We start from the raw sequence: 12,109 nt of genomic DNA, 5'->3' as shown, positions 1-12,109 counted from the left end.
TCGCTGCGCTCTCAATGACGCTGGAGGCGCCTCAGCCCCGCACCGGCAACGTCGTCACGTCATAGCCATGCCTGATCGTGCGTTTCAGCACGGGGTCTTCCAGCTCGAAGTCGAAGCGCTCTGCCGGGCGGATGCCGCCTTTGGCTGCAAACGTGCCGCCGAACATGGCGCAGCCGTCGGGGAACTTCCCACCCTCAAAGCCGCGCGCGATCAGGTCGGCGACGGGCAGCATCGCATCCAGCGTGCCCTCCTGGTAGAGCACGCGCTCGCCGTTGATGGTGGCGTAGGAGCGCAGGATCATCCTGTCCCAATGACCGATGACGTCCTCGAGCTCCCACAGCGTCGAAGCAATCGGCTTGTCGCACATCTGCTTGGACACCGTGACATTGTAGGCCTCGACCTTGCGGTCGGTGTGATCGGAGCCGCAGCCGACGAAGATGCGGCCCTGCCAGCCGATCAGCACGAACTCGACCTCGCCACTGGAATCCCCGCCGCAGCATTCGATGCGGTCTTCCTGGGTCAGCCGCCGCGCCGAGGCGCGGTAATAGATCGGGGTCGAGGCCGGCGGGGCGATGCCCATCTCGTGCAGCTCGGCGATGTGCTTGTCGCGCGCGACGGGATCGCGGCCGGTCCAGCCGGCGATGACCGCCTGGTCGATCGCCAGCGTCAGCGGCGTGGTGGTGTCCTGGGCGTCGACGGTGAAAGTCAAGTCAAACACGAATTACGGCCTCCATGCCGGCAGCAAGTTCAAAAATACGACGGTCGGAGCCACCGCTACCCGCCAGCATCAGGCCGACGGGAACGTCGCCCGCGCGATGTGCGGGCAGCGAGATGGCGCAGCCGTCGATCATGTTGATGAGGGTGCAATTGCGCAGCGCGCGCAGGTTCTGGGTGGTGAACGCCTTGTCGTCGGCAAGGTCGGCGATCTTCGGCGGGGTGTTGGCGGTGGTCGGCAGCACCAGAGCGTCATAGGGCGCGATGCGCGCGTTGACGCGGGCGATCAGCGAGCGGCGCTCGTTGAGGAGATCGATGTAGTCGGCCGCGCTCTGCGCCTCGCCGCGCATGATGCGCACCGACACGCGGGGATCGTAGACGTCGCCCTTGGCCTCGATGAGATAGCGGTGCCAGGCGTAGCTTTCGGAGGCCGCAAAGCCGCCCTTGGCGTTCATCGGGCCGATGTCGAGGAATTCGGACATCTCGATGCGCTCGATGACGGCGCCGTGGTCGGACAGCGTCTTCAGCGCGCGTTCGAAGGTTTCCGAGACCGCCGTGTCGAGATCGTCGAGCGCGATCGTGGTTGGCACCGCGAGCCGCATGCCCTTCACGGGCCGCGGCTTGAGCGCGACGATGGGCTCGCCCGCGAGTACGGCATCGAGTATGGCACAGCAGCTGACCGATCGCGCCAGCGGCCCGATGCTGTCGAGCGAGAAGGACAGCGGCACCGAGCCGTCCAGCGGCACGCGGTGCTGCGTCGGCTTGTAGCCGACGATGCCGTTATAGGCCGCCGGAATGCGGCAGGAGCCGCCGGTGTCGGTGCCGAGCGCACCATGCGCCATGCCGTCGAGCACGGAGACCGCGGCGCCCGAGGAGGAGCCGCCGGGCACATGGCCCTCGGCCCGGTTCCAGGCGCCTTTCGGCGTGCCGTAATGCGGATTGATGCCGATGCCGGAATAGGCGAACTCGGTCATGTTGGTGCGCCCGATCAGCACGAAGCCGGCCTTGCGCAGCCGCGCGACCGCCGCCGCATCGTGCTCGGCCGGATCGGAATCGTCGAGCGCACGGGAGCCGGCGCGCGTCGTCTGCCCCTGGATGTCGAAGAGGTCCTTGATCGAGATGGGGATACCGGCATAGCGCGACGGCGCCGCCTTGACCTTGCGCAGGGCATCCATGGCGTCGGCGGTCGTCAGCGCGGCATCCTTGTCGACATGGATGAAGGTGCGCTGCCCCTCGCCGGCAGGGTCGGCGATCCTGGCGATGCACGCTTCGACCAGCTTGCGGGAGGTGGTGCGGCCGCTTTCAAGGTCGTCGGCGAGCTTCGCCAGTGTCGGAAAATCGGGCATGTCTGTCTCACGGAATATTGGCGCGCGCAATCTATAGCGCTGGCTCAGCTCGACACAAGCATTGTGCGCATGATGGCATGCATGCGCATTGGTGGACCGTTGACGCGCCATGGTCAATTGTCGCATCACAATCGAAACAGGCGGGCGGAAAGCCCGTTCCTTATCAGAAGAAGCTCTGGGAGGTTTCCGACATGGCCGAACCGCAGCGGGCGCGACCGAAACCGACGCCGGAAACCCAGCATTTCTGGGACGGCACCAAAGCCGGCGAATTGCGCCTGCAGCGCTGCGATGCCTGCGCGCATGTCTATTTTCCGCCGCGCCCGTTCTGCCCGTCCTGCGCCTCGCGCAAGGTCAGCATCTTCAAGGCGAGCGGCAGGGGTTTTCTCTACAGCTACGTGATCAACTATCGCCCTGCCGCACCCGGCTTCACGCCGCCTTACGCGATCGCGGTGGTCGAGCTCGACGAGGGGCCGCGGATGATGAGCAACATCATCGACTGCCCGCAGACGCCGGAAGCGCTGGAGCTCGACATGAAGCTCGAGGTCGCCTTCGAGGCACTCGATGACAAGATCACCCTCCCCGTGTTTCGTCCGGCGAAGGGGTAGAGCATGCGCAGGAACCAGGTTGCCGTCGTCGGCGCGGCCGAGACCACCGAGCTCGGTGTCATCCCCAACGCCTCGCAGCTCCAGCTCCATGCGGATGCGGCGCTCAATGCCATTGCCGACGCCGGGCTGAAGCTGTCCGACATCGACGGCTTTGCCACCGCGGTCGAAACGCCGCAGCAGGTCTGCCACTATCTCGGCATCAAGCCGACCTGGGTGGACGGCACCTCGGTCGGCGGCTGCTCGTTCATGCTGCATGTCCGCCACGCGGCGGCGGCGATCGAGGCCGGCCTGTGCAAGACGGTGCTGATCACCCATGCCGAGAGCGGCAAGTCGATGATCGGCAAGCTGCCGCGCTCGACTCCGGCGGACAGCCTCAACGGCCAGTTCGAGGCGCCCTACGGTGTCTACGGCCCGCCCAGCATGTTCCCGATTCCCGTGCTGCGCTTCATGAAGACCTACGGCATCACGCATGAGCAGCTGGCTTCGGTCGCGGTGGTGCAGCGGGAATGGGCGGCGAAGAATCCGCGCGCGATGATGAAGGACCCGATCACGGTCACTGACGTCCTCAACTCGCGCATGATCGCCTATCCGTTCCGGCTTCTGCAGTGCTGCCTCGTCACCGACGGCGGCGGCGCGCTGATCCTGACCTCGGCCGATCGCGCCAGGGATTTTCCGCGCAAGCCCGTCTACATCATGGGCACCGGCGAGAGCGTGGAGACGCCGATGGTCAGCCAGATGGAGACCTTCAACTCCTCGCGCGCCTTCAAGGTCGCAGGGCCGCTGGCGTTCAGGGAGGCAGGCATCGCCCACAAGGACGTCGATCATCTCATGATTTACGATGCGTTTGCGCATCTGCCGCTGTTCGGTCTCGGCGACCTCGGCTTCATGCCCTATGAGGAGACCGGCCAGTTCATCGCCGACGGCAACACGCGGCCTGGCGGGAAACTGCCGCTCAACACCAATGGCGGGGGATTGAGCTACATGCATTCCGGCATGTACGGCATGTACGCGCTCCAGGAGAGCGTGCGGCAGATGCGCGGCGTCGCACCGGCGCAGGTGCCGAACGCGAAGATTTCAGTGTGCCACGGCGTCGGCGGCATGTTCGCGGCGTCAGGTACGATCGTGTTTACGAACGAGAGGTAATTGACTGTCATTCCGGGGCGCGCGCAGCGCGAACCCGGAATCCATCGGCCCGCAACGACGGTGGCGCGATGGATTCCGGGCTCGTCGCTCCGCTCCGCCCCGGAATGACGCGGAAATTGGAACGGCTAGCGGAGAACCCTCATGACAAAATCACTGCAAGACAAGGTCATCATCGTCACCGGCGCGGGCCGTGGCATCGGGCGCGAGATCGCGCTGTTGTGCGCGGGCGAAGGCGCCAAGGTCGTCGTCAATGATCCCGGCGGGGCCGCCGACGGCGCCGGCTCGAACGCAGCTCCAGCCGAAGAAGTGGTCGAGGAGATCAAGAAGCGCGGCGGCACTGCGGTTGCCAATTTCGAGTCGGTGGCGGAAGCGATCCCCGCCAGCAAGATCGTGAAGACCGCGACCGATCATTTCGGCCGGCTCGACGGTGTCGTCAACAATGCCGGCATCCTGCGCGACATGATCTTCCACAAGATGAGCGTGGAAGCCTTCGAGGCCGTCATCAAGGTGCATCTGATGGGCTCGTTCTACGTCAGCCACGCCGCGGCGCGCATCTTCCGCGAGCAGGAGAGCGGCTCCTTCGTGCACTTCACCTCCACCTCGGGCCTGATCGGCAATTTCGGGCAAGCCAATTACGCCGCGGCCAAGCTCGGCATCGTCGGGCTGTCGAAGTCGATCGCGCTCGACATGGGGCGCTTCAACGTGCGGTCCAACTGCGTCTCGCCGTTCGCCTGGACCCGCATGATCGGCACCATCCCGACCGAGACCGAAGCCGAGAAGGCGCGCGTCGAGAAGATCAAGCAGATGGGACCGGAGAAGATCGCGCCGCTGTGCGGCTACCTGCTCGGCGATTCCGCCAAGGACGTCACCGGCCAGATCTTTGGCGTGCGCATGAACGAGATCTTCCTGTTCAGCCAGAATCGTCCGATCCGCTCGGTGCAGCGGAGCGAAGGCTGGACGCCGCAATCGATCGCGGAACACGGCATGCCGGCGCTGAAGGGCTCGTTCTACAAGCTCGACCGCTCCGCCGACATCTTCACGTGGGATCCCGTGTAAGGATCCCGTCTAGCCGCATTTCCGGCATCCCTGCCCTGCGATCTCCGATCGTCTCGATCGGAGATCGCCCCGGTTTACGCCTGAATGCAGGCGAATGGTGTCCTCCCAACAAAATTTTGGGAGGAAACCATGACAAGAATACTGACCAACTCCGACCACACGACTGCAAGCGGCAGTCTCGGCCGCCGCGCCCTGCTCCAGGGCGCAGCGACACTCGCTGCATCAACCCTGCTCGCCTCCAATGCTGATGCCCGCGACTTCGGCGCCAATGCGGAGCCGCAGCGCTATCCCGACCCCGACATCGTCGTCATCGACCCCAAGCGCTTCAAGGCCAAGGTCGGCAACACCGCGATCAAGCGGCTCTATACCGGCTGCCTGTGGGCGGAAGGGCCGGCGTGGAATGCGCAAGGACAATATCTCGTCTGGAGCGACATCCCCGCCAACCGCCAGCTGCGCTATCTCGACGATGACGGCCACATCTCCGAGCAGTTCCACAAGCCGTCCAATGAGGCCAACGGCAATTCATTCGACACCGAGGGCCGCCAGATCAGCGCCGAGCGCACGCGCCTCGTCCGCTATGAGCATGACGGTGCGGTGACCACGCTGGCCGAGCAGGCTGGCGGCAAGCCGCTCAACGGCCCCAACGACATGGTGGTGCACCCCAACGACAAGGCGATCTGGTTCACCGATCCCGGCTACGGCGCGATCAGCATCTACGAAGGCAAGCTCGCCAATACCGGCTCGCTGCAGCCTCACCAGAAGGAAGCGGTCTATCGCCTGGACACCCAGACCGGGCAGGTCGCGAAGGTCGCCGACGAGCCGTTCAAGCCGAACGGCATTGCCTTCTCCCACGACTACAAGAAGCTCTATGTCTGCGACACCGGTACCACGCATTATCCGCAGGCCGAGAACGTGGTGTGGTCCTACGACATCGACGGGGCGAAGCTATCGAACCCGAAGAAGCTGATCGACATGAAGCTCGAGGGCAAGTCGGGCTTCCCCGATGGATTGCGCGTCGACACCGAAGGCAACATCTGGGTCGGCGCGGGCTGGGTCGGCCCCGGCTATGACGGCGTGCAGGTATTCGCGCCCAACGACGGCGCGCGTATCGGGCAGATCCTGCTGCCGGAGACCTGCGCCAATGTCTGCTTCGGCGGCAGGAAGCGCAACCGCCTGTTCATGACCGCGAGCCAGTCGCTCTATGCGGTCTATGTGGAGACGCAAGGCGCGCATTTCTGTTGAGTGAGGCGAGTAGTGAGTGGCGAATGGCGAGTAGACTCCATTCGCTACTCTCTATTCGCCATTCGCTGCTACCCCGTATTCCTCAGCCCCGCCGAGATGCCGTTGATCGTCAGCTGAATCCCGCGCAGCACCTGCTCGTCCGGGTTCTGCGCGCGATGCTCTTTCAAGAGCTCGACCTGCACGTGGTTGAGCGGATCGAGATAAGGGAAGCGGTGACGCACCGAGCGCTCCAGCAGCGGATTGCCCTGCAGCAGCCGGTCCTGGCCCATGATGTCGAGCAGCGTCTCGATGCAGGAATGCCATTCGCGGCGAATGCGGCCGAAAATCTTTTCCCGCAGCGCCTCATCCGGCACGAGCTCGGCGTAGCGCGAGGCGATCGCGATCGAGCTCTTGGCGAGCACCATGTCCATGTTCGACAGCAGCATGCGGAAGAACGGCCATTCCTTGTAGAGCTCCTTCAGGAACGGCATGCCCTTGTCGGGGTGCTCCGCGATCCACTGCTCGACCGCACTGCCGAAGCCGTACCAGCCCGGCAGCATCAGGCGGCATTGCGCCCAGGAGAACACCCAGGGGATGGCGCGAAGGTCCTCGATCGCGCGGGTCTTCTTGCGCGAGGCCGGGCGGCTGCCGATGTTCAAGGTCGCGATCTCGTTGATGACGGTGGACGCCCAGAAGTAATCGACGAAGCCTTCGGTCTCGTAGACGAGACCGCGATAGGCCTTGAAGGCGAGATTCGAAAGCTCGTCCATCGCGACCAGATACTCGCGGCGCGGCGCACTCTGGCGCGGATGCAGCAGGCTCGCCTCCAGCGTCGCAGCCGCCAGTATCTCCAGATTGTTGCGGCCGACCTCGGCGTTGGAATATTTCGACGAGATGATCTCGCCCTGCTCGGTGATGCGGATCTGGCCGTTCACCGCGCCGCCGGGCTGCGCAATGATGGCATCATAGCTCGGCCCGCCGCCGCGGCCGACCGAACCGCCGCGGCCGTGGAACAGGCGCAGCCGCACGTGGTGACGCTCGAACACCTCGACGAGGCCGATCTCGGCCTTGTACAGCTCCCACCCCGAGGTGACGAAGCCGCCGTCCTTGTTCGAATCGGAGTAGCCGAGCATGACCTCCTGCACGCTGCCGCGGCTGTCGACGAGGCGGCGGTAATCGTGCAGCGACAGCATGCGGTCCATGATGCCGCTTGAGGCCTGCAGATCCTCGATGGTCTCGAACAGCGGCACGATGTTGATGGCGCTGCGCCCGGAGGGATGGACCAGGCCGACCTCCTTCAAGAGTACCGCGACCTCGAGCATGTCCGACATGCCCTTGCACATCGAGATGATGCATTGGGGAATGGCGTCCGAGCCGAACCTCGCATGCGCTTCTGCGGCGGCATGGAAGACGTTGAGCTCGCCCATGGTCTCGTCGCTATACTTGACGAATTGCGAGACCAGCGAGCGGGTCGAGCGCAGCTCGTTGGTGAGCAGCGAGATGCGGGCATCCTCGCCGAGCGCGAGATAGGACATGCCGGGGTTGGCGGCGTCCATCAGCTCGGCAATGGTGCGCTCGTGCACCGCCGAGTTCTGGCGGATGTCGAGCCGCGCCAGGTGGAAGCCGAAGCAGTCCACCGCACGGCGCAAGAGCCGCAGCCGGCCGCGGGCGATGACGCGGGCATTGTTGGAGATCAGCGAACGGTGCAGCACGTCGAGATCGGCCTGCAACTCCCTGACACTCTCGTAAGGCCTGCCCTTGCCGACCGGCCGGCGCGTGATCTCGACCTCGAGCGCTTCGGCCGTCGCGGTCAGGCGCGCATAGATGCCTGATACCGCCAGACGATAGGGCTCGCCGCTCCGGTGTGGCGAGGTGTCCGGCGAACGCTCCGCCAAATTGCGCAGCTCCTCGGAGACGTCGGCGAGATGGGCTGCGATCGACAGCTCCGAGCCGAGCACGTGCAACTCGTTCAGATAGAACTGCATCACCCGGCTCGACTGCAGCCGCAGCGTGCCGCGCATGACGTCGGCGGTGACGAAGGGATTGCCGTCGCGGTCGCCGCCGATCCAGCTGCCCATGCGCAGGAACGAGGCGAGCTCGCCCGCCGTCTGCTCGCCCTCATCCAGCCGGTCTTCCAGCGCGTTGACCAGCCGCGGCACCTCGCGCAGGAAGGTGTAGTCATAGAACGACAGGCCGTTGCCGACCTCATCGAGCACGGTGAGCTTGGTCCGGCGCAGGAGGTTGGTCTGCCACAGCGTCAGCACCTCGCGGCGGAGCTGCTCGTCGCTGGCAGCGGCCTCGTCCGCGGTCAGCGCGACGCGCTCGCGGCGATCGAGCAGGCCAGCGATCTCCATCTCGCGGTCCATGGTGCTCTTGCGGCGGACCTCGGTCGGATGCGCGGTCAGGACCGGGCTAACCAGCGCGGTCTTGAAGAAGTTGCGGAGCTGGTCGGGGCCGATGCCCGCGTCCCTGGCATGCGCCAGTGTCTCCGCCAGCACGCCGGAGCCGCCATTCTTGGCCGCCGCGCGAGCGCGCATCTGGCGGATGTTGTTCTGGTCCTCGGCAATGTTGGCAAGGTGCGAGAAATAGCTGAAGGCGCGGACGATCCGAACCGTCTCGGAGGTCGACATGCTGTCGAGGATCTGCTCGAGCTCGCGGCGGGCAAGCCGGTCCTCGTCGCGGTGGAACCGGATCGAGGTCTGCCTGATGCGCTCGACCAGGTCGAACACGTCGGCCCCCTCCTGGTCACGCACGGTATCGCCCAGGATGCGCCCGAGCAGGCGGATGTCGTCCCGCAGCCGCGCTTCCGCTTCCGTGGCCTGAACGTCCTCGGGGCGGTTTGGGCGATGTTCAGTGGCGTCGGATGGTACGGTCTGGAGGGACATCGGCTCGCTCCCCTTCTCGCGCTCTTGGCGGCCCGGTCCAGCCGAGTGTGCGATATTTTTCTGCCGCAGTGCAAGATGAACTTGGTGGCGGCGCGGTAACATGGCTGGCCGTGGCAGGAGGGTCTCGCAGAGCGATACGCACACACGTTCTCGGTCTCGCGGCGCAGGTGCCCGAGCTTTGCTGTCCGTTTCGCCCTCATCGAGAAGAGAGGGCGCTGGGAAGGCCGGGCGCCGGCTGGCACCCAGGGTCCGCACGCGAGAAACGCACGCGGGGGTGACCACAGGTGATGCCGGGCATCCCGGCCTTCCCTGCGCAATGGTTTTACGGCTTATGGCGCGCTCTCCCCGGGGAGCGATGCACTATTGCCCCCGTCGCCTTGCGGATCACTGATGCGCGCACCCGGTCGGGCCGCTTCACCATCGCAAGCCTTGACGCACAGACCCCGGGCGTCAGGACCACACGCTTTTGCCGTCCGCGGACGTCCCTCCCCGGACAGTCGGAAGCTCGCGCGTGCTCGCCCCCAATGCCGAAAAGAAACGCTGTGACTGCGCCGTGTCGTACCGCGGATCGCGATGGCTCACGGGCCTCAGCCCGCCCTGCCATACCATCTCGCGCCGGCGCTGCCGCGTCCATCGCATCCCGGCCTACGTATCGTGACGATCGCGAAACGTCCCTTTGACGGGCCGGGATGCGTTGCGGTTTACCCGAAACATGGATTTCGGTCAATCAGAATAATTCGCACCGGATCTCTTGACCTTCATGTGGGGTGTTTTGCCCGACGGTAACGCGAGGAATTGGGCGCCCAACAGCGGCTCGGCACTGTCGTGCCGAGGACAGACCGATGTCCGCTCCACCACGGACAGCCGACGCCCCGGGTGCCGCCTCTCTGTTTGTCTTTGGGCCAACACCCGACATTGATGCTTCCAACTGTTTGCAGGGAAATCGACGTCGACAACGCGAAAGATGTCACTCAAGCGTGTCAGCGGCCTATTGCATTTACAACTCTTGCTCTCTGCTGATGAGCATCTGCAAGAAAGAACCCGGCTGTTGGCCGGGCTCTCGTTTAGTGATTGACGTCCGCTGTCGATAACCGGCGCTTAGTGGGACGACTCGGTCAGGATCATTTGACCTCCCACGACGTGTTGTGCGGGATGTCCATCGCAAAATAATCCCCGGAGCCAGCCAGCGCAGGCATAGTGATGCACGCGAATGGCTCGCTCCCGGTGATCCCCTTATACTTGCCGGTACCTCCGGTGATGATATGGGTTCCACAGTCCATCTTTGGCTGGGACTTGTCGAGGTCCCGAGTATCGAAGGTCGAGAAAATCTTGTCGCCGTCGCTGTCGGCCAGCACGCAGGCTCCGTCAATGTACTTCTTTTCACCGGATGAGACGTTGAGCGCTACGCAACGCGCGGACATCTTGTCCAGCATCTTCTCTCCCTTCATGTTTTGCGTTGTTCCGACCGCCTCCAGCATGGTGGCTTTGCCAAGTTCGGCGGTATCAATCGCTATTAACGGCCTGAAAATGAAATGCGTCACATAGGGGGTCGTACCCTTCTTCTCAATCGGCTCGCTCTGAACAGCCGCGGGGGCAATGGCCACGAGCACTGCTACGAATGCCGTTGTTTTGGCAAGCCTCCGAACTGCAGAGCGTGTATCGATTATGCTCAGGTAAATAGACTTCATGGGGCCCTCCTTGGAATCAAAGGGCGGCTTTAAGGCTCTGCCGTGAGCTGCCGCCAAGTGGAAATGACCTGCTTTGCACCTGCGCATGCTTTTCCTTGCTAAAGTCGAGTTGTGCGTCGGCGCTGAACGCCAACGTGACACGCCTGAACAACGCTTCGTCTCAAACCGACGAAGTATGCAGAGATTGTCGCTTCTATCGTTGGTTCATGAACTTCTTGGTAGAACCGGCTCAGCCAAAGCTGATAAACGGTCAACACTGAATGCATGACCGCGCGATCCAAAGCGAACCGTACCGTAACATGAAGCGTAGCGGACGTCAGCCGTCGATCCGCAAGCGCTGCGATATCGTCAGCAGTGCTGACCGACGACCCATTGGTGAATCGGGAAGACCAATTTTACGCTGCGAGGAACGCCGCATCCGCCGCGCCTTTGAACAACGCAAGCGCAAAAATCGTGTGAGGTCTGCCTCGGTCATAAGCTGACGACGTGCCGAGTGCCACTGAACGTCCCTAAAGGCCAGCGCGTAGGATGGCTAGAGCTTTTGCGAAACCCATCATGCTTCGTCACCGGCGGACGGATTGATGGGTTTCGCAAGGGCTCAACCCATCCTGCAAACTGCCGACGTTGATGGGGACACGCCTCAAGCCGGCACGATCACCTTCCCGATCGGCCAGAGCGCGATGCCTGCGAGCTTCAGATGGGCCCAGGCAAAGGGAATGCCGATGATGGTGATCGCGAGCACCAGCGCAGTCACGAGGTGGCCGAGCGCCAGCCACCAGCCGGCCAGCACGAACCAGATGATGTTGCCGATCACCCCGAGCGGCCCGGTGCCGATATCCTCGACACCGGTAACCTCGTAGCGGCTGACCGCTCGCGAGCCGAACGGCAGCAGCGTGTAGACGGCGATGTTGAACGCCGCCCGCGCCCAGGGCAGGCCGATGATGGTGACGGCCATGATGACCGCGGCCACCAGCCAGCCGAACGCCATCCAGGCGCCGCCGATGAGGATCCAGAGGATGTTGAGCAGGATGGAGACGGGGGTCATGGGATGATCCGGAGGTCGATGATCCCGCCTATATAGGATCGAAATCTATCTCTGCTAAGACGGCAACGTAGCCCGGATGAGCGAAGCGACATCCGGGGCCTTAACTCTCGCTGTCCCGGATATCGCTTCGCTCATCCGGGCTACGGACTGTCAGATTTTGCGGCCCGCCTGCTCCCAATAGGGATCGCGGAGCCGGCGTTTAAAGTCTCGTAGGGTGGGCAAAGGCGCCCTTGCGCCGTGCCCACGATCTGTCTCCGTAAGCGAATTTGGTGGGCACGCCTCCGCCCTCGCTCTTCGAGCGACGGCGGACGCTTTGCCCACCCTGTACCCTTGTGGGTTCGTGGCGGCCTCGGATGTAGACTGGCCGTCCGGGCCGATCCGCCGGGAGCAGCCTTGTCCACCAGTG

9 protein-coding genes are annotated in these 12,109 nt (G+C 64.0%); 4 read left to right on the top strand and 5 right to left on the bottom strand.

Annotation, left to right across the window (positions count from 1 at the left end):
- Positions 1–31: 31 nt before the first annotated feature.
- Together GGD63_RS08520 and GGD63_RS08515 are read right to left on the bottom strand one after the other, a co-directional pair.
- Positions 32–718: a DUF2848 domain-containing protein gene (locus GGD63_RS08520; protein WP_183240818.1), complete on the bottom strand. Its 687-nt coding sequence runs from the start codon at positions 716–718 to the stop codon at positions 32–34.
- Positions 711–2,060, bottom strand: coding sequence for an amidase (locus GGD63_RS08515; RefSeq protein ID WP_183240816.1), 1,350 nt, complete (start codon positions 2,058–2,060; stop codon positions 711–713). Before GGD63_RS08515 ends, GGD63_RS08520 begins: the two co-directional genes overlap by 8 nt.
- 191 nt (positions 2,061–2,251) lie before the next feature.
- Here GGD63_RS08515 and GGD63_RS08510 point away from each other — a divergent pair, with 191 nt between their 5' ends.
- The 4 genes from GGD63_RS08510 (at position 2,252) to GGD63_RS08495 (ending at position 6,106) form a co-directional block, all read left to right on the top strand.
- Complete coding sequence (locus GGD63_RS08510) at positions 2,252–2,665, top strand: Zn-ribbon domain-containing OB-fold protein (RefSeq protein ID WP_183240814.1); 414 nt, start codon at positions 2,252–2,254, stop codon at positions 2,663–2,665.
- A gap of 3 nt (positions 2,666–2,668) precedes the next feature.
- Complete coding sequence (locus tag GGD63_RS08505; protein WP_183240812.1) at positions 2,669–3,808, top strand: thiolase C-terminal domain-containing protein; 1,140 nt, start codon at positions 2,669–2,671, stop codon at positions 3,806–3,808.
- Between the two features lie 141 nt (positions 3,809–3,949).
- Positions 3,950–4,864 (top strand): SDR family NAD(P)-dependent oxidoreductase, encoded by a 915-nt coding sequence (locus tag GGD63_RS08500; protein WP_183240811.1) that lies wholly within the window; start codon positions 3,950–3,952, stop codon positions 4,862–4,864.
- A gap of 129 nt (positions 4,865–4,993) precedes the next feature.
- The gene (locus GGD63_RS08495; RefSeq protein WP_183240809.1) at positions 4,994–6,106 is read left to right on the top strand and encodes an SMP-30/gluconolactonase/LRE family protein; all 1,113 of its coding nucleotides are present in this window, start codon (positions 4,994–4,996) and stop codon (positions 6,104–6,106) included.
- A gap of 68 nt (positions 6,107–6,174) precedes the next feature.
- Here the strand turns inward: GGD63_RS08495 and ppc are convergent, their stop codons facing one another.
- From ppc to GGD63_RS08480, 3 genes are all read right to left on the bottom strand, one after another.
- Positions 6,175–8,970, bottom strand: a complete 2,796-nt coding sequence (gene ppc, locus GGD63_RS08490) for a phosphoenolpyruvate carboxylase (RefSeq protein ID WP_183240807.1) — start codon at positions 8,968–8,970, stop codon at positions 6,175–6,177.
- A gap of 1,121 nt (positions 8,971–10,091) precedes the next feature.
- Positions 10,092–10,658: a hypothetical protein gene (locus GGD63_RS08485; protein WP_183240805.1), complete on the bottom strand. Its 567-nt coding sequence runs from the start codon at positions 10,656–10,658 to the stop codon at positions 10,092–10,094.
- Positions 10,659–11,298: 640 nt separating this feature from the next.
- Positions 11,299–11,703, bottom strand: coding sequence for a YccF domain-containing protein (locus GGD63_RS08480; protein WP_183240804.1), 405 nt, complete (start codon positions 11,701–11,703; stop codon positions 11,299–11,301).
- Between the last annotated feature and the right edge of the window lie 406 nt (positions 11,704–12,109).

This window comes from Bradyrhizobium sp. cir1, assembly GCF_014198245.1.
GTDB lineage: Bacteria > Pseudomonadota > Alphaproteobacteria > Rhizobiales > Xanthobacteraceae > Bradyrhizobium.
Note: the sequence above shows the minus strand (reverse complement) of the source record. Positions and strands in the feature narration are given on the sequence as shown.